The sequence below is a fragment of the Dactylosporangium thailandense genome, from assembly GCF_059739745.1.
Genome location: NZ_AP029195.1, coordinates 9,998,820 through 10,021,432, shown reverse-complemented (window position 1 = coordinate 10,021,432; position 22,613 = coordinate 9,998,820). Strand labels below are relative to the sequence as shown.

General features: G+C 71.8%; 19 protein-coding genes. 1 reads left to right on the top strand and 18 read right to left on the bottom strand.

The window, feature by feature from the left end; translation table 11 throughout:
* Positions 1 to 7: 7 nt before the first annotated feature.
* From AC6JBM_RS44560 to AC6JBM_RS44475, 18 genes are all read right to left on the bottom strand, one after another.
* Positions 8 to 1,084: an LCP family protein gene (locus AC6JBM_RS44560; RefSeq protein WP_497979735.1), complete on the bottom strand. Its 1,077-nt coding sequence runs from the start codon at positions 1,082 to 1,084 to the stop codon at positions 8 to 10.
* Between the two features lie 379 nt (positions 1,085 to 1,463).
* Positions 1,464 to 2,699 (bottom strand): LCP family protein, encoded by a 1,236-nt coding sequence (locus AC6JBM_RS44555; RefSeq protein ID WP_497979734.1) that lies wholly within the window; start codon positions 2,697 to 2,699, stop codon positions 1,464 to 1,466.
* A 70-nt stretch (positions 2,700 to 2,769) separates the two neighbouring features.
* Complete coding sequence (locus tag AC6JBM_RS44550; RefSeq protein WP_497979733.1) at positions 2,770 to 3,738, bottom strand: UDP-glucuronic acid decarboxylase family protein; 969 nt, start codon at positions 3,736 to 3,738, stop codon at positions 2,770 to 2,772.
* 81 nt (positions 3,739 to 3,819) lie between these two features.
* A complete protein-coding gene (locus AC6JBM_RS44545; protein ID WP_497979732.1) occupies positions 3,820 to 5,589 on the bottom strand; it encodes a monocarboxylic acid transporter in 1,770 nt (589 codons plus the stop codon).
* Positions 5,582 to 5,971, bottom strand: coding sequence for a DUF485 domain-containing protein (locus AC6JBM_RS44540; RefSeq protein ID WP_350613887.1), 390 nt, complete (start codon positions 5,969 to 5,971; stop codon positions 5,582 to 5,584). Before AC6JBM_RS44540 ends, AC6JBM_RS44545 begins: the two co-directional genes overlap by 8 nt.
* Positions 5,972 to 6,145: 174 nt before the next feature.
* Entirely contained in the window at positions 6,146 to 6,655 is a 510-nt protein-coding gene (locus AC6JBM_RS44535) for a flavin reductase family protein (RefSeq protein WP_497979731.1), read from the bottom strand.
* Positions 6,656 to 6,674: 19 nt separating this feature from the next.
* Positions 6,675 to 8,630: an ABC transporter permease gene (locus AC6JBM_RS44530; RefSeq protein ID WP_497979730.1), complete on the bottom strand. Its 1,956-nt coding sequence runs from the start codon at positions 8,628 to 8,630 to the stop codon at positions 6,675 to 6,677.
* Entirely contained in the window at positions 8,621 to 9,400 is a 780-nt protein-coding gene (locus AC6JBM_RS44525) for an ABC transporter ATP-binding protein (protein WP_497979729.1), read from the bottom strand. Before AC6JBM_RS44525 ends, AC6JBM_RS44530 begins: the two co-directional genes overlap by 10 nt.
* 17 nt (positions 9,401 to 9,417) lie before the next feature.
* Positions 9,418 to 11,115, bottom strand: a complete 1,698-nt coding sequence (locus tag AC6JBM_RS44520; protein ID WP_497979728.1) for a sodium/solute symporter — start codon at positions 11,113 to 11,115, stop codon at positions 9,418 to 9,420.
* Complete coding sequence (locus tag AC6JBM_RS44515) at positions 11,112 to 11,492, bottom strand: hypothetical protein (RefSeq protein ID WP_497979727.1); 381 nt, start codon at positions 11,490 to 11,492, stop codon at positions 11,112 to 11,114. The genes AC6JBM_RS44520 and AC6JBM_RS44515 overlap by 4 nt, the downstream gene beginning before the upstream one ends.
* A gap of 91 nt (positions 11,493 to 11,583) precedes the next feature.
* Positions 11,584 to 13,251, bottom strand: coding sequence for a DUF4153 domain-containing protein (locus tag AC6JBM_RS44510; protein ID WP_497979726.1), 1,668 nt, complete (start codon positions 13,249 to 13,251; stop codon positions 11,584 to 11,586).
* 204 nt (positions 13,252 to 13,455) lie between these two features.
* On the bottom strand, positions 13,456 to 14,481 hold the full coding sequence (locus AC6JBM_RS44505) for a HAMP domain-containing sensor histidine kinase (protein ID WP_497979725.1): 1,026 nt from the start codon (positions 14,479 to 14,481) through the stop codon (positions 13,456 to 13,458).
* On the bottom strand, positions 14,478 to 15,173 hold the full coding sequence (locus AC6JBM_RS44500) for a response regulator (RefSeq protein ID WP_350613901.1): 696 nt from the start codon (positions 15,171 to 15,173) through the stop codon (positions 14,478 to 14,480). The genes AC6JBM_RS44505 and AC6JBM_RS44500 overlap by 4 nt, the downstream gene beginning before the upstream one ends.
* A gap of 66 nt (positions 15,174 to 15,239) precedes the next feature.
* Positions 15,240 to 16,001, bottom strand: a complete 762-nt coding sequence (locus AC6JBM_RS44495; protein ID WP_497986683.1) for a LytR/AlgR family response regulator transcription factor — start codon at positions 15,999 to 16,001, stop codon at positions 15,240 to 15,242.
* Positions 16,002 to 16,048: 47 nt separating this feature from the next.
* On the bottom strand, positions 16,049 to 17,233 hold the full coding sequence (locus AC6JBM_RS44490) for a sensor histidine kinase (protein WP_497979724.1): 1,185 nt from the start codon (positions 17,231 to 17,233) through the stop codon (positions 16,049 to 16,051).
* A 153-nt stretch (positions 17,234 to 17,386) separates the two neighbouring features.
* A complete protein-coding gene (locus tag AC6JBM_RS44485) occupies positions 17,387 to 18,895 on the bottom strand; it encodes a sugar transferase (protein WP_497979723.1) in 1,509 nt (502 codons plus the stop codon).
* 208 nt (positions 18,896 to 19,103) lie between these two features.
* Entirely contained in the window at positions 19,104 to 20,543 is a 1,440-nt protein-coding gene (locus tag AC6JBM_RS44480; protein ID WP_497979722.1) for a DUF2142 domain-containing protein, read from the bottom strand.
* 5 nt (positions 20,544 to 20,548) lie between these two features.
* Complete coding sequence (locus AC6JBM_RS44475; protein WP_497979721.1) at positions 20,549 to 21,409, bottom strand: Fpg/Nei family DNA glycosylase; 861 nt, start codon at positions 21,407 to 21,409, stop codon at positions 20,549 to 20,551.
* A gap of 44 nt (positions 21,410 to 21,453) precedes the next feature.
* Here AC6JBM_RS44475 and AC6JBM_RS44470 point away from each other — a divergent pair, with 44 nt between their 5' ends.
* Positions 21,454 to 22,605, top strand: coding sequence for a glycosyltransferase family 4 protein (locus AC6JBM_RS44470; RefSeq protein WP_497979720.1), 1,152 nt, complete (start codon positions 21,454 to 21,456; stop codon positions 22,603 to 22,605).
* The last annotated feature ends 8 nt before the right edge of the window (positions 22,606 to 22,613 follow it).

The following is a 22,613-nucleotide window of genomic DNA, read 5'->3' as shown; positions in this document are numbered from 1 at the left end:
AAACAGGCTACATGTGGTTGACCCACGTGGGGTTTTCGACCGCCCAGGAGTCCAGCAGGTCGTCGCGCATGGCCGTGTAGAGCCCCTCGGACTCGGGCAGCGCCACCACGTAGGAGATGCCGCCGATGTCCTGCGGCTCGGACGGCACCTGCAGGCCCATCAGGTTGCCGGGCCTCACGTTGCGCAGCGCGAACATGAGGTCGGCCAGCGAGACGCCGTTGGTGTCGACGGTCAGCGCCTGACCGATCGCCCGGATGAACTTGTCCAGCGCGATCGGGTTGGTGGTGAGGTCCTTCTCCTGCGCCTTGTCGAGCATCGCCCGGATGAACTTCTGCTGGTTCTTCTGGCGGTCGTAGTCGCCGTTGGCGAGGCTCTTGCGCTGCCGCACGAGGTCCAGCGCCTGCCACGACTCGAGGTGGTGGCAGCCGGGCTCGTAGACGGCCGGGTGACCGCCGTTCGCGGGCGAGAGGTAGTTGCCTTTGTCGTCCCAGCCGAGGTGGATCGAGGTGACCTTCTGGTCGATGCACATGTCGACCCCGCCGAGCAGGTCGACCGCGGTCTTGAAGCCGTCGAAGTCGACGATCGCGGCGCCGTCGAACCGGATGCCGAGCACGTTGTGCAGGGTCTCGGCGAGCAGCTGCACGCCGCCCTCGCCCCCGCCGCCGTGCTGGAACGCGCCGTTGATCTTCTCGTGGGACGAGCCGCGGAAGCCCGTCGCCGCGAAGGCGGGGATCGGCACCCGCAGGTCGCGCGGGACCGACAGCAGGTAGGCCCGGTCCATGGTGGCCGGGATGTGCAGGATGATGATCGAGTCGGAGCGCTGGCCGTCCTCGGGGTCGAGGGCGCGCAGGTCCGAGCCGAGCAGCAGGAAGTTGAGCGGGCCGTCGATCGCGGCGTGGCGGGTCTCGTCGGGGTTGCCGGCGCGCGAGCTGTCGCCGAGCAGCGTCTTCTGGTTGATGCTCGCCGTGTAGCGCCGGTTGAGCACGTTCACCCCGACGACGGCGGTGGCCGAGAGCAGCACGACGACGAGTCCGAAGGCGATGAGCAGCCGGGCCCAGATGGGGTCGCGGCCGGGGAGCTTCACCCTGTTGGGTTTCCCGGCTCGCTTCGCCGCAATCGGGGATTCAGATGGCGCGGATTCGGCGGATTGCGCGCTTTTCGGGGTATTCTCACTCTCGGCGGTGACGGCGTCATCGGTGGACGTGCCGGCCTGTCCGTCGAGCTCCTGCTGCATGCGCTGCCCCCGAGCCAACCCGCCCGCGCGTCGGCGGGAATTCATTCGAGTCTACGTCCGCGGCCACAGGTCCGCTGACCGAGCCACCCGGGCGTGGTCCCCTGTGTGGCCATCGATGGGCGATTTCTACTCGTTCACTCGGCATTCGGGCAATGAGATCTAAACGACAGCCCGGGCATGCAACCCCACTCACGGGGAGACATGCCCGGGCTTGCCCGATTTACGCGCGCTACTTGGTCTTGGTCGACGGCGCCGTCGAGGGCTTCGGGCCGTTGGTCGCCATCCAGTCGGACATCTTGTCGGTGCGGACGGCCTCGTAGAGCGAGGTCGCCTTCTCCTTGTCCGGCACCACGACGTCCTCGCCGCCGATCTTCTTGCTGCCGTCGTTCGGGCTCACCATGAACGTGAGGTCGTCGCTGCGCAGGTTGCGGAACTGCAGCGCCATGTCGGCCAGCGAGAAGTCCTTGTCGACGGTCATCGCCTTGGTGACGGCCTTGAGGAACGAGTTGAGCTTCGACGGGCTGGTCACCGTGCCGGAACTGACGGCCTTGTCGAGGATGGCCTTCATCATCTCCTGCTGGTGACGCATGCGGGCGAAGTCGCCGTCGGGGAACTGGTAGCGCTGCCGCGCGTAGTCCAGGGCCTCGTCGCCGTTGAGGTGGTTCATGCCCTTCTTGAACTGCCGCTTCGGCGGGTGGATCGAGGTGATGTCCTTCTCGATGTTCATGTCGATGCCGCCGAGGGCGTCGATCACCTGCTTGAAGCCGCCGAAGTCGATGAGCAGCACGTGGTCCATGCGGACCTTGGTGTACTCCTCGATCGTCTGCACGGTCAGCGGGGTGCCGCCCCACGAGAACGACGCGTTGAGCTTGGCGTTCGTGTTGCCGTACTGCGTCGTCTTGCTCTTGGGGATGTGCACGTAGAGGTCGCGCGGCATCGAGATCAGGTAGGCCTTCTGGTGGTCGGCCGGGATGTGCATCATGATCATCGTGTCGGTGCGCCACTCACCCGCCTTGCCCTTGTTGTCGGGGTCGCGGGAGTCGCTGCCGAGCAGCAGGATGTTCAGCGCGCCGTCGGCCACCTTGGGCGGGCGGCCGTCGGTGATCTGCGAGAACGGGTCGTCGCGGTTCAGGCCGGCGTCGACGTTGCGGTAGTAGATGTAGCCGCCGAGGCCGGCCAGCAGGGCCAGCACGACGATGCCGGCGCCGGCGACGAGCGCGATGCGGCCCCAGCGCGGACGGATCTTCTTGCGGCCGGAGTACTGGCCGCCGTTGCCCGGGGTGCGACCCGGGCGGTTGGGCGGCGGCGGTGAACCCGGCCGGCCGTACACGCCTGGCGACGCGGGGCTGGTCGGGGCGTTGGCTGCGGAAACTCGGGCGCGGGCGCCCGACGTCGGAGCGAGCGCGCCGGGCACCGAGGCGCGACCCGAGGAATTTGGGCCGCGTGAGGCAGGCGTGGTGGGCATAACACCACGATACGAACCAGGCGCCCTCGCGCCACGTAACCGCGACGGGCGCGGCACGAACCGGGGAGTGTCAGCGGCTGCGGAAATACTCGACCGTGCGCGCGAGTCCCTCTTCGGGCCCGACGACCGGCTCGTATCCCAGCAGCTCACGCGCCTTGGTCAGGTCGGGCCGGCGCCGCTCGGGGTCGTCCGCCGTCCGGGCGACGAGCGCCACGCGGGAGGAGCTGTCGCAAATCCGCACGATCGTCTCGGCGAGCTCGAGCATGGTCATCTCGTGCGTGGTGCCGCAGTTGATCGGGCCGGTCTCGTGGGAGTCGAGCAGCGTCAGGATGCCGCGCACGAGGTCGGAGACGTAGGTGATCGAGCGCGTCTGCGTGCCGGTGCCGTGCACGGTGATCGCCTCGCCGCGCAGCGCCTGGGAGATGAAGGTCGGGATCGCGCGCCCGTCGTCGGGGCGCATGCGCTCGCCGTAGGTGTTGAAGATCCGCACGATGCCCACGTCGACCCCGCGGCCGCGGTGGTAGCCCATGACGGCCGCCTCCGAGAAGCGCTTGGCCTCGTCGTAGACGCTGCGGATGCCGATCGGGTTGACGTTGCCCCAGTAGGACTCCGGCTGCGGGTGGACCAGCGGGTCACCGTAGGCCTCGGACGTCGAGGCCATGATGAACCGGGCCCCGTCGGCCGCGGCCCGCTCCAGCAGCTGCAGGGTGGCCAGCGAGCCGACCCGCAGGATCTCCACCGGCAGCGACGCGAAGTCGGTCGGGCTGGCCGGGGAGGCGAAGTGCATGATCGCGTCGAAGCGCGCCGTGAGGGCGTCGACGGCCGGCAGCGGCTCGGTGACATCCGCCTCCACCAGGGTGAACTTGGGGTTCTCCTGCAGGTGCGCGACGTTGTCCTTACTCCCCGTGAGGAAGTTGTCGACAACGACGACCTCGGCCCCTCGGGCGACCAGGGCATCCGCGAGGTGGGACCCGACAAACCCGGCTCCACCGGTCAGAAGGACGCGGTGACCCTCGCCGTAACGCTGCGCAACGACCATGACCGACAGCCTAGCGTGTCCCGGCGCGGGGCCCGGGGGCTCGGCGGCGCCCCCGGACCCGGCACACTTCGGTGAACTTCGTCAGTGCGCGCCGGCGCCGGTCATCGACCGGGCCTCCAGCTCGCTGTACTTGTCCGGGTCCCGCTCCTTGCTGGTCATCGCGCCGATGGCGGCGAAGATGAACCCGATCGGGATCGAGATCAAGCCCGGGTTCTCCAGCGGGATCGGCGCCGCGGTGGTGCAGCTGAACAGCGCCGTGGCGTTGGACACCTCCTTGGAGGTCTGCGCCACCCCGCAGTCCTTGGCCTGGGACGCGGTGAGCGTCGCCGGGGTGCGGGCGTCGCTGACGCCGCCCCAGGAGATCGGGCTGAGCAGCACCACGCCGACGGCCGAGATGAGGCCGGCGTAGATGCCCCAGGTCGCGCCGCGGGTGTTGAACCGCTTCCAGAACAGCGAGAACAGGATCGCCGGCAGGTTCGCCGACGCGGCGATCGCGAACGCCAGCGCCACCAGGAAGGCGACGTTGAGGTTGCGGGCCACGATGCCGAGCACGATGGCCACGGCGCCGATGACGAACGCCGAGTACCGCGCGACGACGACTTCCTGCCGCTCGTCGGTCTGGCCCCGCTTGATCACGTTGGCGTAGAGGTCGTGCGCCAGCGACGAGGACGAGGCCAGGGTGAGCCCGGCGACCACGGCGAGGATGGTGGCGAAGGCGACGGCGGCGATGATCGCCAGGAGCAGCGATCCGCCGAAGTCGCCGCCGAGGTACCGCTTGCCCAGCTCCTGCGCCAGCTGCGGGGCCGCGGTGTTGCCGGCCGCGTCCTGCGCGACGATCGCCTGGCGGCCGACCAGCGCCGCGGCGCCGAAGCCCAGCGCCAGGGTCATCAGGTAGAACACGCCGATGAGGCCGATCGCCCAGACGACGCTCTTGCGGGCCGCCTTGGCGTTGGGGACGGTGTAGAACCGGATCAGGATGTGCGGCAGGCCCGCGGTGCCGAGCACCAGCGCGAGGCCGAGCGAGATCAGGTCCAGCTTGCTCACCAGCGTCGCCGTGGCGTTGCCGGCGAACTCGCGGCCGTAGCGCAGCCCGGGCTCGAGGAACGCGTCGGTCGGGCTGCGGCCCGACTTCGCCGCGGCCTCGCCGAGCAGGCTCGACAGGTTGAACTTGTAGTGCGCGAGGACGAGCAGGGTCAGCACGAGCGCGCCGATCATCAGCATGAACGCCTTGACGATCTGCACGTAGGTCGTGCCCTTCATGCCGCCGACCGTGACGTACACGATCATCAGCACGCCGATGAGCGCGATCGTGACGATCTTCGCGGTCTCGGCGCTCATGCCCATGAACGTGTCGCCGGCCTTGATGCCCAGCAGGAGCGCCACGAGCGCGCCGGCGCCGACCATCTGGGCGAGCAGGTAGAAGATCGACACGATGATCGTCGAGATGCTGCCCGCGGTGCGCACCGGCGCCTGCCGCATGCGGAACGCGAGCACGTCGGCCATCGTGTACCGGCCCGAGTTGCGCATCAGCTCGGCCACCAGCAGCAGCGCGACGAGCCACGCGACCAGGAAGCCGATGCTGTAGAGGAAGCCGTCGTAGCCGTTGAGCGCGATGATGCCGGCGATGCCGAGGAAGCTCGCCGCCGACATGTAGTCGCCGCCGATCGCCATGCCGTTCTGGAAGCCGCTGAACGAGCGCCCGCCGGCGTAGAAGTCGGCGGCGGTGCGGTTCTGCCGGCTCGCCCAGATGGTGATGCCGAGCGTGACGCCGACCAGGACGACGAACAGCGTCAGGGTCAGCGTGCGCTGGGTCGTCACCGACGTCGCGGCGAGATACACCTGATCAGGCATCGCCCTCTCCCTCCGTCGCCGCGGCGGCCGCGGTGCCGGCGGCCGGCGCACCCTCGATCTTGGCCCGCAGGTCGTCGGCCAGCGGGTCGATGCGACGCTCGGCGTAGCGCGCGTAGAGCCACGCGATCAGGAACGTCGACACGAACTGCAGGAGCCCGAAGATCAGGGCGACGTTGATGTGCCCGACGACCTTGGTGCTCATGAAGTCGCGGGCGTATGCGGACAGGAGCACGTAGAGCGCGTACCAGATGAGGAACGCGGCGGACACGGGAAAGACGAACTTGCGCAGCGTGCTGCGCAGGGCGTCGAACTCCGGCGTGCGGGCGACGGCGACGTAGCGGTTCTCGCCGATCTCCTCGGAAGCCGGGGTCTCGGTGCTCATGGTTGATCACCACCTGCCATTGGGGGTGTGGTGCGGGTAACCGCGCACGGTAGGAACCCGGCAGGCATCTATAAAGATCTTTACCCGGCATCGGTACCGCACGTGCGCCGAACGGCACCGCCCGTGCGCCCAGTGACACCCGTCACACCGGTAACCGGTGGTATCGAAACGTTCTCAGCGGCGGTAGCGGCCGCGCTCGTGCACCAGCGGCTCCCCGTCGGCGTCGAGCAGCTCGACGTGCTCGATCTCCGCCTCCACCAGCAGCGACCAGCCCTTGGGCGCGGCGCCGGCCAGGCGGCACCCCGCCCAGCTGCGCCCGCGCGGCACCGGCCCGAAGCCGGTGCGCTCCCACTCGCCGGTGGCGAAGAGCCCGCCCGGCGCCGGCATCAGGCCCGCGAAGCGGTCCGCGAGCTGCCGGTCGTCCGCGGCCAGCAGGCTCACCGCGAACCGCCCGCTCTCCTCGGCCGCCGCCCACAGGTCGCTCTCGTCGTCGACCAGCCCGAGCACCCGCCCCGGCTCGCCGTCCACGACGAGCAGCGACGAGACGGTCAGGCCGCGCTCGCCGTGGCGCTCGCTCGCGGCGGTCCACAGCGTGACGGCGGCCGGCAGCCGCCCGCGCAGCCGCCGGACGGGCGACTTGCGCTCGTCCGGCGTGGCGAACGGGTCGGAGGCGTGGATGCTCACGCCCCCATTGTCGCGAACTTCAGGCCCGCTTCGGGGTCACCGCGGCCAACACCTCGGGAGCGCGCCGCTGCAGCAGGTTGCCCGCGATCCGGGTGCCGACCCAGGCGATGGCGGAGCCCCACGCCAGCCCGATCGGCAGGACGACCCAGGTGAGCCCGTCGGGCAGCAGCGCGAACGCGACGGCCACCGGCGCGGTCAGGATCCAGGTGCTGAACATGCTCACGAACGACAGCAGGCCCTTGGCCCCGCCCCGGCCGCTGTTCATCGCGAACGGGTTGGTGGACTCGGGCATCGGGTAGGGCGCCAGGACGGACGTGATGCCGGCGGCCCCGACCGAGATGCCGAAGGCGCACAGCCCGACCCCGACGGCCGCCGGAAGCTCGGCGGCGTGCCCGCTCAGGATCGAGGCGGCCACGGTACCGACCAGCAGCAGCGGGAACGCCAGGACACCCACGGCGACGGCGCGGGCCGCGAGCTCGACCTGACCGGGGACCTCGGTGAGCATGTGCAGCGCGTAGGCCGTGCCGTCGTTGCCGAACTGGTTCACCAGCACCAGGCCGACGAACGCGCCCGCGAACATCAGCGAGAACACGAGCGCGTGCTCGCTCAGCCCGGGGGTGCCCGAGCGGCCGCCGTTGGCGCCGAAGGTGAACGCGAACGGGATGACCACCGACGCGGCCAGCAGCGAGATGAGGCTCGCCCGGCGGCGGGGGTCGCGCAGCCAGTAGCGCATCTCCCGCGACAGCAGCGCCGTGAACCGCCCCGCTGGCAGGAACCGCACGACCCGCGGGATGAACGCGCGCACCGGGGCCTCGCCGGTCGCGGCCCGCCGGTCGGCGCCCGGGCCCGCGGCGCTGCCGATCATCGCCGACTCGATCGTCTGCTGCCACCACCACAGCAGCAGCACGATCCCGGCCACCCCGATGAGCAGCCGGACCGGGACCAGCGCCCAGTTGCCGTCGATGGCGTCCACGTACGCCACGTAGGGCGCCGCCAGCGGGGTCCACGACAGCACCTCGCCGACCAGCGTCGCCTGCCGCGACTCGCCGCGCTGGACGAGCGCGAAGACGAGCTGGAACAGCGGGTTGCACGAGATGCCCAGGAGCGCGATCAGCAGCGCGGCCAGGTCGCGGACCCGGCGCGAGCGCAGCATCCGCGCGAACGCGCTCGTCACCGCCCGGCTCGCGGCCACGCACACGCCGATGCCGACGACCGCGCCGAGCACCGCGACGATCGCGGGCGCGAGGCCGCCGTCGAACGCGGCTCCGATGACCGAGCCGAGGGTGGCCAGCAGCGTGACGGTCGGCGGGATGCCGACGAACGCGGCGGCGAGCATGCCGCCGATCAGCGTGCGGCGCGGCACCGGCAGCAGCGCGAAGCGCGCCGGGTCGAGGGTCTCGTCGACGCCGAAGAACAGCAGCGGCACGAAGACCCAGGCGAGCACGACGGCGGCCCCGGCGAACGCGGCCACGGTCGGGCGCAGGTGTCCGGTCGCCAGGCTGCTGGCCGCGAACGCGGCGAAGCCGCCGAACGCGGCCCAGAGCCCGAACAGCGCGCCGAGGATGAACAGGATGAGCCGCGAGTGCCGGCCGAGCCGCTTGCGCGCCGAGTCGGCCGGGTGCGAGCGGCCGGGCCGCAGCGAGTTGCCCAGGATGCGCAGCTTGAGGCGCACGAAGTACGAGATCCGCGGTTGGCCCGTCGCGATCGGGTCGTGCGGGCGCAGCGTGGGCGCGTCGGGCGGTGCGGGCCGCGGCGCGGGCACGCCGACGGCGGCCGGGTGCGCGGTGCCCGGGTGCGCGGTGCCCGGGTGCGCGGTGCCCGGGTGCGCGGTGCCTGGGTGCGCGGTGCCTGGGTGCGCGGTGCCTGGGTGCGCGGTGCCTGGGTGCGCGGTGCCCGTGTCCGGCCACAGCGGCCCCGAGTCGGCGCCGGGGCGGGGCTGCGGGATCGGGGCGTCGGAGCCGCCGGTCACAGCCACGACAGCTCCGCGCCCGTGGAGACGCGGCCGCCCACGATGTCGACGAAGACGTCCTCGAGCTCGCGGCCGCCGCGCACCTCGTCCGTGGTACCGACGATCTTGATCTGCCCGTCGGCCAGGATCGCGATGTGCGTGCACAGCTTCTCGACCACGGCCATCACGTGGCTGGAGAAGACGACCGTCCCGCCGTTGCGCACGTAGCGGATCAGGATGTCCCGGATGAGCGCGCCGGAGACCGGGTCGACGGCCTCGAACGGCTCGTCGAGCACGAGCAGCCGCGGCGCGTGCAGCAGCGCGCAGGCCAGGCCGATCTTCTTCTTCATGCCCGCGGAGTAGTCGACGACCAGGGTGCGCCCGGCGTCGGCGAGGCCGAGCACGTCGAGCAGCTCCGCGGCCCGGGCGTTGACGACGTCCTGCGGCAGCCCGCGCAGCAGCCCGGTGTAGGCCAGCAGCTCGCTGCCGGAGAGCCGGTCGAACATGCGCGCCGAGTCCGGCAGCGCGCCCAGGCGCCGCTTGGCCTCGACCGGGTCCGACCACACGTCGTGGCCGAGCACGTAGGCGTGCCCGGCGTCGGGGCGCAGCAGCCCCACGGCCATGGACAGCGAGGTGGTCTTGCCGGCGCCGTTCGGGCCGAGCAGCCCGAAGAACGATCCCGTCGGCACGTCGAGGTCGACTCCGGCGACCGCGACCTTGTCATCGAAGCGTTTGGTGAGCCCCCGCAGCGCGAGAGCCGAATTCGGCCCGCCTGTCACATTCTGAACGTAGGTCACGCTGTCCACCCTCGCCACTACATACGCAGCGCATCGGGCGCGTGCAGGCGAAGCATGATCGCTCCGACGCCCGCGGGCAAACGGTGCCTTGTCAGCAGGGAGACCAGAATCATGACCAGAAAGGCTAAAGGCACCGACCATGCGGCCGGTTGGGTCGTGAGCACGCCGGCCCAGCCCTCCAGCGGGCCGCCCAGCACGGTGAGCAGCACCGCGGTCGCGGTCGCCCCGCCGCCGACGACGATCCCGGCGGCGGCGCCGATCGCAGTGAGCCCGCGCCACCAGATGCCGAGCACCAGCAGCGGGCAGAAGCTCGACGCGGCGACGGCGAAGGCGAGCCCGACGACCTGGGAGACGTCCAAGGTCGCGACGAACAGGGCGAGCAGGAGCGGTACGACGCCGGCGACCAGCGCGGAGCGGCGGAAGTCGCGGACCGAGCCGTGCCCGAGCACGTCCGTGGACAGCACCCCGGCGACGCTGGTGAGCAGGCCCGAGGAGGCCGAGAGGAACGCGGCGAACGCGCCGGCCGCCACGAGCGCGCTCAGCAGCCGGCCGGTGACGTCCCCGCCGAGCGCGGCCGAGGGCAGCAGGAGCACGACGGCGTCGGTGTTGCCGGTCATGAGCAGCTGCGGGGTGTAGATGCGGCCGAGCGCGCCGTACAGGGTCGGGGTCAGGTAGAACACGCCGACCAGGCCGAGCACGACGAGCGTGGTGCGGCGGGCGGCGGCGCCGTCGGGGTTGGTGTAGAAGCGCACGAGCACGTGGGGCAGGCCCATCGTGCCCAGGAACGTCGCCAGGATGAGCGAGTAGGTGCCGAACAGGTCCTGCGCGGACTCGCCCGGGCGCAGCCACTCGAGCGGGGAGTCCGCGGAGACGGCGGCCACCCGCGGTACCGCCGCCGCCTGGTCGAACACGAGAACCGTGCCCTCGGTGACGGCGTGCTCGCCAGGGGTGAGCACGAGGACGCCGTTGGTCAGCACGCCGTCGACGAGGCCGTGGCCGGTGACCGTCGTCGGCTCGGCCACCGTCAGCCGGGTGTCGTGGTCGATGCCGACGGTCGTCACGGCGGGGAAGCGGGGCCCGTCGGGCGCGGTCAGGGCGGGGCGGCCGTCGTGCTGCCACTGCATGATCAGGAACACGAAGGGCACGGCGAGGGCGGTGAGCTTCAGCCAGTACTGAAACGCCTGCACGAAGGTGATGGAGCGCATCCCGCCGAGGGCCACGTTGAGCGTCACCACGACCCCGACCAGCAGCGCACCGAGGGCGTAGGGCGCGCCGGTCACCGTCTGCAGGGTGAGCCCGGCGCCCTGCAACTGCGGCACCAGGTAGAGCCAGCCGATGAACATCACGAACGCGGTCGCGAGCTTGCGCAGCCGCTTCGAGCGCAGCCGCACCTCACAGAAGTCCGGCAGCGTGAACGCGCCGGAGCGGCGCAGCGGGGCGGCGACGAAGAGCAGCAGCGCGAGGTAGCCGGCCGCGAAGCCCACGGGATACCACAGCAGGTCGACGCCGTGCTTGAGCACCAGACCCGCTACGCCCAGGAAGCTCGCGGCGGAGAGGTACTCGCCGCTGATCGCGGCCGCGTTCCAGGTCGGGCTGACCATGCGGGAGGCGACCAGGAAGTCGGACGTGGTGCGGGCGAAGCGCAGGCCGTAGAGGCCGATGGCGACGGTCGCGAGCGTGACGAGGACGACCGCCGTCACCGCGTAGGAGCTCACTTCTGGCCGCGGTCTTCGACCAGGGCCACGAACTCCTGCTCATTGCGCTCGGCCAGGTGCACGTAGACGGCGCCGACCAGGTAGAGGAACGGATACGCCAGCACGCCGAGCAGCAGCCACGGCAGCGACACCCCGAAGAGCCGCGCGTGCGCGACCGCCGGCACGACCGCGAAGAGCAGCGGCAGCCCGCCGAGCCCGATCGCGACCACGGCCGCGAGCCGCACGGCCACGGACAGCTGGGCGCGCACCAGCCCGCGGGCGAGCGCGGCGCCGACCGGGCTCTGCTCCTCCAGCTCCGCGCGGGCCCGCGCAGGGTGGATCGGGGCCCGGGAGACGTCACCGAGCACCACCCGGACACGCGGAGTCGACGGCTCCATGGACCGCAGTCTCGCAACGCACGCGAAACAAAAGCAAGGGCCGACATCCCCCGTTTGAATGTCGGCCCGTGCCCCTTTTCTGATGTTTCCTTCAGTACCGCCGGTAGCAGGGGTAGTCCCCCGGCCCGATCGGCTCCGGAACGATCTGACGCGCGCGGGCCCGGCCGAGGTTCCATCCCCGCCAGTCGTCCGCGTCGTCGGCGAGGTCGCCGGAGATCCCGGACAGCGCGCACTCGCGCTGGCCGGCGGGCAGCCGGTCGAGCTCGGGCGTCGCGTCGGCGGAGAGCGTGCTGAGGTACCAGATGTCGGCGTTGCTGCGATTCGCCCGCTCGACGTTGTGCGCGGCGATGAGCCGATCCGGGTTGAGCACCGCGAGCCCGAGCAGCACGACCACCCACACCGCGACCCCGGCGCGGCCGAGCCACCTCGCCGACGGGGTGAGGCCGGCGACCATCACGAGCACGAACAGCGCGCCCAGCCACAGCTCGACGGCGCTGACGAAGACGCGCAGCCGCGTGAACCCGTACGCCTCCTCGTACACGTTCATCCGCCACAGCGCCGAGCCGACCACGACCAGCGAGCACAGCGCGAGCAGGCCGAGCAGCAGCCGGAGGAGCCCGCGGTCGCCCGGCGGCACCTTGCGGACGGTCACACCCATGACGCACAGGGTGAGCAGGGTGATGACGAGGAGCTGCCAGAAGCCCTTGCGGGCGTATTCGGCGAACGTCAGCCCGACGGTCCGCATCACGTACGCGCGGTCGCCGAACAGCACCGTGAGCTGGACGGCCACGAAGACCGCGAAGAGCGCCAGCAGGGCCCCGACCGGCACCAGCCACTCGACCCGGCGCACGGGCCGGGCGTTCGCGTCCCGATCGCCGATCGCGGACGGGTTCGCCACGAGGAACGCCCCGCCCAGCGAGAGGCCGGCGGCCGCGGTCGCGACGAGCGCCCACCGCACGATGGTGCCGGCGTCGATGGACGGGATGACCGCGTCGACGACCTTGGCGAAGCCGGGATCGGCGCTGGCGAAGAGGGCGCCGAACACGATGACGAGCGCCACGCCGATGCCGATCGACAGGAGCAGCCGCAGCCCGTTGTTCCCGGCCCGCACCGCTTGGGGCTCGGCGGGCTTGGCGGGTTCGGCAGGTTTGGCAGCAGGGGCGGCCGGGGCGGCGTTGGCGCGCGGGCCGGGGCGGGTCACGCCCGCGGCCGACCATGGCAGCGCCCGGAACGCGGCGAAGATCAGCGTGAACGGTGCGGCCAGGACGGCCGGGATGCGGCGGTGCCGGCCGACCGCGAGCGCCATGCAGCCGAAGGCGGTCAGCGCGCTCAGGGTGAACAGCCAGCCCGCGGCCCGGAAGAGGCCGACGCCGAGCAGGGCCAGCGCGGCCGCGCACCACAGCACCGCCTCGATGCGGGCCCCGAGCCGGGCCGGCGCGCGGGTCACCAGGATCAGGGCCAGGGGGAGCAACACGCCGAGGCCCGCGATCGGCCAGCCGATGCCGGGGCGGTCCGGCGGGAGGGCGGCCGCGGCGATCACGGCGGCGGTGAGCGCGCCGTAGAGGACCGGGGTGCCGGCGGCGGGGGTGCGCGTCGGCCACGCGCGCTGCCACAGGGTGGGCGCCGGCGGGCCGAGGCGAACCGGGCTGATCAGGGCGGGATTCGGCAGCAGCGGCGTGATCGGGCGCGGAGGCGGGGGCGCCAGGGCGACCTGACCCGGCGGTCGACTCAGTGGTTGACTCGCCGGTTGACTCGGCACCGCAAACGCCCCGGGCTCGGCCCGGCCGGGTGTTCGAGGCCCGTCGGGAGTGCTTGGCGGGTCGGCCGGCTTCGGAGGCTGCTCAGGGGTTTTGGACATAGTCGGCTCCTGAAACGCGCAAAAGGCGTAAATCGCTGGCAAGCGGACGCGCGGCGTTGCGCGGCCGGGGCTGGTGCCCGGTCACGAGAAAGGGAAAGCGGAGCGTCAGGCGGGTAGGGTCACGCGGATTCGGCAGCCCGGCAGGTTGTCCGGCTGCTCGACGACCGCGATGGTGCCGTCGTGCAGCTGGGTCAGCCACTGGGCGATGGCCAGGCCGAGGCCCGTGCCGCCGCCCGAGGGACGGGCGCCGCGGGTGAAGCGCTCGAAGACGCGTTCGCGCTCGGCGGTCGGGATGCCGGGGCCCTCGTCGGCGACCTCGATCATGACGCGGCCGGGCTCGCGGCGGCCCACGATGGTCACCGTGCCGCCGTCCGGGCTGTGGCGCGCGGCGTTGTCGACGAGGTTGGTCAGGACGTGGTGCAGGCGCGCGCGGTCGGCTTTGACCAGCGCGTTCTCCGGGAAGGAGCAGGAGAGGTATTCGACCTTGTGCCCGGCCGCCACGGCCTTCACCTCGGCCTCGGCGACGACCTCGTGCAGCAGGTCCTCGATGTGGAACAGCTCGCGGTCCAGCGGCACCACCCCGGCGTCCAGCCGCGAGATGTCCAGCAGCTCGGTCACCAGCCGCCCCAGCCGCTCGGTCTGGGCCAGCGCGGTGCGCAGCGTGGCCGGGTCCGGCTCGGCGACGCCGTCGACGATGTTCTCGAGCATCGCCTGGAGCGCGGAGATCGGGGTGCGCAGCTCGTGCGAGACGTTGGCGATCAGCTCGCGGCGCTGCTGGTCGGCCGCGGCGAGCTCGCCCACCATCTGGTTGAAGGCGACCGCGAGCTGGCCGACCTCGTCCTTCGACGTGGCGCGGACGCGGGTCGAGTAGTCCCCGCGGGCCATGGCGCGGGCGGCGGCGGTCATCTCGCGCAGCGGGCGCGTCACCCCGTGGGCGAGCACCTGGGAGGTGAGCAGGCCGGCGGTGAGCGCGATGTACGTCGTGTTCGGCGGAATCCACCCGATCCCGATCCAGAAGACCCCGAGCCCGGCGCAGGCCGAGGCGAGCAGCAGCACCGCGAGCTTGAGCTTGATCGACCGCAACGGGTCGAGCGGCCGCGGGAGGAGGTCGACGATCGTCTTCAGCTTCATGCGGACTCCAGTGCGTAACCCACACCGTGGACCGTGCGTATGAGGTCGGCGCCGAGCTTGCGGCGCAGCGCCTTGATGTGGCTGTCGACGGTGCGGGTGCCGGAGGCGTCGGCCCAGCCCCACACCTCGGCGAGCAGCCGCTCGCGGGGCAGCACCGTGCGCGGCCGGGCGGCGAGGTTGACGAGCAGGTCGAACTCGGTCGGCGTCAGGTGCGCCTCGACGCCGGCCCGGGTGACGCGCCGCTGCGCCCGGTTGATCTCGAGGTCGCCGAGGACGATCGGGGTCTGGTTCGGGTCGGGCTGCACCTGGGCGAGGCGCTCGAGGCGGCGCAGCAGCACGTGCACCCGCGCGGCCAGCTCCCGCATCGAGAAGGGCTTGGTCAGGTAGTCGTCGGCCCCGACGGCCAGCCCGACGAGCAGGTCGTTCTCGTCGTCGCGGGCGGTCAGCATCAGCACCGCCACCGGCCGCTCGGCCTGGATTCGGCGGCACACCTCGAGGCCGTCGAAGCCGGGCAGCATCACGTCGAGCACCACGAGGTCGGGGCGCATGAGCCGGGCGGCGGCGACCGCGGCGGGCCCGTCGTGGGCCGTGTCGACGGAGAAGCCCTCGGCCCGCAGGCGCACCGCGATCGACTCGGCGATCATCCGCTCGTCGTCCACCACGAGCACGCGCCTGCGCTCCCCAGCTGTCATAAAGAGGAGCGTAGGGCCCGCACGTGCAGGCACTCAGTCGGCAATGTGCAGGAATTGTGGAGAACCTCAGCCCCAGGACTTCGCCGCTCGCACCAGGCGATCCTTCAGCTCCCGTGTGTGACGCCGGGAAACGGGCAGTTCGTGCTCGTCGATCAGCACGACATAGCCGGTGTTGGTCATGCGCAGCTCGGTGATGAGCTTGAGCTGCACGAGGTACGACCGATGAATCCGAACGAACCCGGCATCCGCCCATCGCTCGGCCAGCGTGGCCAGCGAGACGCGCACGAGGTGCGAGGCGTCCGCCGTGTGCAGGCGTGCGTAGTCGCCCTGCGCCTCGACCCACCGCACCGACGAGCGCGGCAGCATCCGGGTCGTGCCCGCGAGCTCCACCGGGATCGTCGGGTCGTCCTGCCGGTCCCGGCGCGCGGCCACGGCCGGATGGGCGGGGACGAGCCGGGTGGCGAGCACCCGGCGGATGGACTCGGCGAGGCGGTCCGCGCGCACGGGCTTGCGCACGTAGTCGGCCACGCCGAGGTCGAACGCCTCGGCGGCGCGGTCGTCGTACGCAGTCACGAACACGACCGCCGGCGGCTTCGCGAACCGGCCCAGGACGCGGGCGAGCTCCATGCCGTCCAGCCCGGGCATGCGGATGTCGAGGAACACCGCGTCGACGTCGGCGTCGCGCAGCACGCGCAGCGCCTCGGTCGCGTCCCCGGCGCAGTGCAGGCGCCCGACGCGGGGGTCGGCGCGCAGCAGGTAGGCGAGCTCGTCGAGGGCGGGCACCTCGTCGTCGACGGCCAGTACGCGCAGAAAGCCGTGCTCAGTCATAGTGCTCAATGACGGAGGCTTTGCCTCCGGTCCGAATTCGTTCAACCTCAATGCGATGTCACCCCAGGGTGGAATTTGGGCACGCGCATGCTGACCTTGGTACCGGCGTCGGGCGCGGTCTCGACCACGACGCCGAAGCCGTCACCGAAGACCGAACGTAGCCGATCGTCGACGTTGCGCAACCCCACGTGCTGCCCGGCGTCGGTGGCATCGTCGGCGTTGAGCAGCGCGGCCGGGTCCATGCCGACGCCGTCGTCCTCGACGGTGATGTGGCACTCGGCCCCGGCGTCGCGGGCGACGATGCTGACGGTGCCCATGCCGGGCTTGCGCGAGAGCCCGTGCCGCACGGCGTTCTCGACCAGCGGCTGCAGGCAGAGAAAGGGCAGGGTCACCGGCAGCACCTCGGGCGCGATCTGCAGCCGCACCTGGAGCCGCTCGCCGAAGCGGGCGCGTTCGATGGTGAGGTAACGATCGATCGAACGAAGCTCCTCGGCCAGCGTCGTGAACTCCCCGTGGGCGCGGAAGCTGTACCGCGTGAACTCCGCGAACTCCAGAATGAGCTCCCGGGCCAGCTCGGGGTTGGTGCGCACGAAGCTCGCGATGGCGGTCAGCGCGTTGTAGATGAAGTGCGGGCTGATCTGCGCCCGCAGCGCCCGCACCTCGGCCCGGGCCAGCCGCGCCCGCGAGGTGTCGAGCTCGGCCAGGGCGAGCTGGGTGCCGACCCACCGGGCGGTCTCGGCGGTCGCCTGCACCAGCCCCGGCGCCGGCGGCCCGTCCGAGAGCGCGACGAGCGCGCCCGCGCGCTGGGCCAGGGGCACCACCACGGCGCCCCGGATCGGGCAGTCGACCAGGTCGCAGGGCAGCTCCCGGGCGCCGAGCACGGTCGGGCGGCCGGCCGCGACGGCCTTGACCGCCGCGGCGGCGGCGTGGTCGCGGTGGTGCTCGCCGACGCCGTCGAACGCGAGGACGCTCCGGGAGTCGGTGAGCGCGATGCCCGCGGCTCCCGTGAGCGTGCGCAGGTGCCGGATGGCCTTGCCGGCCGCGGCCTCGGTGAGCCCGTTGCGCAGCGGCTCGGCGGCGAGCTCGGCGATGTGCAGCACGTCGTACGTCGCGCGCTGGGCCGCGGTCGCGATGGCCCGTCGGCCCCGGTGCCGGATCACCGCGTAGACGGCCCCGCCGAGCGCGCACACGAGCACGACGACGATGAGTCCGGCGGCGAGGTTGGCACCCACGCGGACATCGTGGTCCACCGGGCCGCTCGAGCGGAAGAGCGCCCAAGAACCGGGCGAATACCCGAACGGGGTATGAGTCTAAAAAGTCCGATCACGCAGTATCGGACTTTTCGATCACCGCCCCCGAGAAAGCGCAACGGGAGAGGCGGTCGCTCAGTAGGCGCCCTTGCGGAAGACCACGACCCAGATGGTCCGCCACATCGTGTGGACGTCCATCATCAGCGACCAGTTGTCGACGTAGTACAGGTCCAGCCGCACGGCGTCGTCCCAGCTCAGGTCGCTGCGCCCGGAGACCTGCCACAGGCCCGTGATGCCCGGGCGCACCAGCAGCCGCCGGCGCACGTCGCCGAGGAAGTCGCCGTCCTCGGCGGGCAGCGGCCGCGGCCCGACCAGCGACATCTCGCCCATCAGCACGTTGATCAGCTGCGGCAGCTCGTCGACCGAGGACGCGCGCAGCCAGCGGCCGACCCGGAACACGCGCGGGTCGTTCTTCATCTTGAAGAGCAGCCCGTCGCTCTCGTTCTCGTCCTTGAGCGTCGCGAGGCGGTCCTCGGCGTCGACGTACATCGTGCGCAGCTTCCAGACCCGGAACGTCTTGCCCTCGCGGCCGATGCGCGGCTGGCGGAAGAAGATCGGCCCGGGGTCCGACAGCTTGATGGCCAGCGCGATGAACGGGAAGAACGGCAGGACGAGCAGCAGGCCGAGCAGCGCGAGGATGCGGTCGATGATGTTCTTGAACAGCCAGCCGACGCCGGAGAGCTTGGGCTCCTCGACGTAGAGCAGCGGGATGCCCTCGATCGGGCGGATGTGCACGCGCGGGCCGGCGATGTCGGTCAGCTGGGGCGCGACGGCGAGGTCGATGCCGGTGCCCTCGAGCTGCCAGGCGAGCCGGCGCAGCTCCACGGGCTCGGAGCTGGCCGAGCCGCAGACCGCGATCGTGTCGGCGTTGAGCTCGCGGACGAGGGAGAGGATGTCGCGGCCGGCGTGCACGGGCACCGGAGTGACGGTGCTCGGGCGCGGCGCGTAGCCCTCGGTGAGGTGGATACCGACCGGCACCAGCCCGGAGGCGGGGTCTCGCGCGATCGCCGCGTGCACCTCCAGCGCCTCCTGTAGCGTGCCGATGAGCAGCATGCGATGGGTCGCGAGGTGGAACTTCGTGCGAGCGAAAGCCAGGCCACGGCGTGCTATGTAGCGGAACACGAGCACGAAGATCAGGCCGAGGACCAGTGCGGCGCCGACCGAGAACCGGGACAGCTGGATCTTGAAGGCGAACGCGGCGAAGGCGACGATCGCCACGACGGTCCAGGACGCGCGCACGACCCGCTTGAACTCGTCCGTGCCGGTGCCGAGGTAGCGGCGGTCATACGCGCCGTGGCCCCACAGGACGCCCAGCCACACGGCGGGCAGCAGCACGTAGACGATGAGGCCGAACAGGCCCGGATCGTCCTCGAAGCCGACGTTGGCGTTGGCGAGGGTCGCCTGGGCGATCAGGGAGGACAGCGCCACCGCGCCGACGTCGAGCAGAACCAGGATGGCCGCGTAGGGCCGGTGCCACCGCGCCGCCCGTTTGGTCCGCTGCCAGCCCGATCGCGGCACACCGTTCGGACCTACAGGAACCGCCGCATGGTCGGGAAGAATCTCGAAGCTGTCGAGTTCACCCAAGGTCGATCTCCGGCTCGGCGGGGTGGCCGGACGTTGGAGACTAGCGGTCACCTCAGTGCGTCCTCTCGCGCCGCGACCCAGGGGGCGCGGCACAGCTCTGCTCGGCCGGTTTCGACAAAGTCCGTGGTCGCTGCTGGTTCACGGACACCGGAAAGCACGTCCAAAGTGTCCCACGGCAGCCGGAGCAACCGATGACGACCGGCCGACACTAGTTGCTGAACGTATTCGCTGTCGAGAGCACTGGCGTAGGCCGGACAGAACTCCGCGTGACAATCACCCCGAGTAGCGCAGCACCCACCAAAGCACACAGAAGCGGCACGAGACTGCCGAGCGGAGGGGTCCAGACGCCCCCGAACGGGTTGAGGCCCGCGGAGATCCCGCGCTCGAAGCGGGTCATCACGCGAGCCAGGGCATAGAGCTGCATCGGTACCGTGAGCGCGGCGGCGACGAGCACCACGCGTTCCCGCCAGGGCGAGGCCGACAACCACGCTGAGTAACCAATCGCCGCCGGAGCGAGGAGGACCGCGCCGACGCCGAGGGGCATCACGTAGCGGCCGTGGGCGAAGTGGCCGACCTTCGGCGCGAAGTACAGCTCCAGCGCCACCAGCAGCGCCGCGCTGCCGAGGAAGGCGGTCCCGATGCCGAGCCGCAGCCGCCGGTCGCCCAGCACGAGGGCGGGCAGGACCACGGCGGCGCACAGGAGGTACCACAGCCCGATGACGGCGATCGAGATCGTCGTCTCGCCGTAGTTGAACTGGCCCACGATCTGGCGGGCCCAGAACTCGGCGCGGTCGTGCGCGATGTCGGACAGGATCGCGCCCGTGCTCGTCGGCGGCACCGGCCGGCCCGGCACGAGGTCGCTGCCGCGGGACGCCACGGCCGCCCAGAACACGGCGAACGCGGCGCCGAGCGCGGCCGGGACGGCGAAGGCCCGCCGCAGCAGCACCCGCGGATGCTGCCGGGACACGAGCAGCGCCAGGGCGATGGCGGCCAGCGCGAAGAACGGCCCCAGGTCCCGGACGGTGAACAGCAGTACGGCCCCGGCCCCGGCGAGCGCGAACCGGCGGTGCAGCAGCGCCACGAAGAGCAGCACGGCCGCGGCGATCTCCAGCCCGTTGGGGTTGATGGAGCCGGCCAGGTTCGCGAGCATCGGGGTCGTCACGAGCACGACGGCGAGCCGCTCCAGCCGGCCCGGCGCGATCGCCAGCGCCGCGGCGAGCAGGGCGGCCGCGAGCGCGGCGGACAGCAGCCGGGCCCAGATCAGGCCGGTGCCGTCGGGGCTGATCCGCAGCGGGAGGCCGACGAGGGCGTAGTAGACGGGGCTGTACCGCGCGGCCGCGCTCGGCACCAGGGTGTCGGCCCGGTCGCCGGTGGCCACCAGGCAGCTCGCCGGGTGGTAGTCGGGCTTGTCGATCCAGGTGCAGTCGGCGTTGTCCGGCAGCAGGCTGCGCGGGCCGGTGAACGCGCTGGTGTCGATGCCGCTCGCGTCCGTGGCCCGCTCGTGCGGCAGCCACTGGCCCGTCCACACCGCGTAGGCGCGGACGAGATGCTGCTTCTCGTCGTAGGTCCCGTTCACCGGCAGGGCGAGGGCCCAGGCCGCACCGAGGAGGAAGAACGCGGCGAAAGCCACGAGGAAGGCACGACGCACGCCGGTCAGCGTACGAGCTTCGACAGGCGACGGTCCGCCAAGGGCTTCCCGTTGGTCTGGCAGGTGGGGCAATACTGCAGCGAGGTGTCCGCGAACGAGACCTCCCGGACCGTGTCGCCGCAGACCGGGCACGGCAGCCCGGTGCGCGCGTGCACGGCCAGCCCGGAGCGCTTCTCGGACTTGAGCGTGGCCGCCTTCTGTCCGACCGAGCGCGCGACGGCGTCGGTGAGCACGGTGCGCATCGCCGCGTGCAGCCGGGCCATCGCCTCATCCGTGATCTTGTTGGTGAGCGCGAACGGGGACATCTTGGCGGCGTGCAGGATCTCGTCGGAGTAGGCGTTGCCGACCCCGGCGAGGATCGTCTGGTCGGTGAGGACGCCCTTGATCTGTCCCCGGCGCGAGCGCATCGCCGCCGCGAACTCGTCCTCGCTCACGGCCAGGGCGTCGGGCCCGAGGCGCGACACGCCGGGCACGAGCCGGGGGTCGGTCACGAAGTAGGCCGCGAGGCTCTTCTTCGTCCCCGCCTCGGTCAGGTCGAAGCCGGACTCGTCGTCGAGGCGCACCCGCAGCGCGATCGGGCCGGACCCCGGCTTGAGCGGGGTCTTGGCGTTGAACGCGTCGCGGTAGTGCAGCCAGCCGGCGCGGGCCAGGTGCGTGACCAGGTGCAGGTCCTCGCCGACGTGAATGTCGAGGAACTTGCCGTGCCGGGAGGCGCCGGTGATCGGCTGTCCGGCCGCGGCGGTGATCGGCGGGTCGAAGGTCTTCAGCGCGCTGAGCGAGGAGACCTCGATGCGGTCGATGATGTGGCCGGCGGCGCGCTCCCGCAGGAACGCGGCGAGCGCCTCGACCTCGGGAAGCTCGGGCACCCGTACAGTCTGCCTCAACGAGCGGCCCGTACGCTTTCTTCACCATGAAGGTGGTCGTCGCGCACAACCGGTATGCGTCCGGTCAGCCCTCCGGCGAGAACGTGATCGTCGACGCCGAGATCGCGCAGCTCGGCGCGGCCGGGGTCACCGTGCTGCCGTTCCTGCGCAGCTCCGACGAGATCGGCACGTTCTCCACGGCCCAGAAGGTGCTGCTGCCGCTGTCGCCGATCCGCAACGGAGCGTCACAGAAGGCGCTCGCCGAGCTGCTGAAGAGCGAGAAGCCGGATGTCGTACATCTTCACAACCCGTATCCCTTGCTGTCACCGACGGTGGTGAAGACGGCCCACGCGCATGGCGTCCCGGTCGTGCACACGGTGCACAACTACCGGCAGGTGTGCGCGCCCGGCCTGTACTTCCGCGACGGCCGCATCTGCACCGAGTGCCGCGGCAAGGCGTTCCCGCTGCCGGCCGTGACCCACACGTGCTACCGCGGCTCGAAGGCCCAGTCGGCGGTCATGGCGGCGACGCTGGCCTACCACCGCGGCACCTGGAAGCAGGTCGACCACTTCGTCGCGCTCACGGACCGCATCGCCGCGCACCTGGCCGACTTCGGCATCCCGGCCGAGCGGATCACCGTCAAGCCCAACGGCATCCCCGACGCGGGCGCGGCCCCGGGTTCCGGCGAGGGGTTCCTCTACGCCGCCCGGCTCAGCCCCGAGAAGGGCCTCGAACTGCTGCTGGACGCCTGGTCGCGGCACCCGGACGGGGCGCTCGGCCCGCTGCGGATCGCGGGCGACGGCCCGCTGCGCCCGCTGGCCGAGGAGGCCGCCGCGACCCGCGCGGACGTCACCTACCTCGGCGCCGTCGACAACGCGGCGGTCCGCGCCGAGATCGCCCGGGCGGCGTGCGTGATCGCCGCCTCCACCTGGCACGACGTGCTCCCCACGATCGTCCTCGAGGCGCTGTCGGGCGGGCGGCCGGTGCTCGTCACCGACCGGGGCGGCCTGCCCTACCTGGCCGGCGACGCGGGCTGGGTGGTCGAGCCGGAGCCCGCCGCCCTGGCCGACGGGCTGCTCAAGGCCCGCGAGGGCGCGGCCGCGCTGGCCCCCGTGGCGCGGGCCCGCTTCGAGACGCAGTTCGCCCCGGACGTGCTCATCTCGCGGCTGCTCGACGTGTACCGCGGCGTCATCGGCTGACCAGCGGG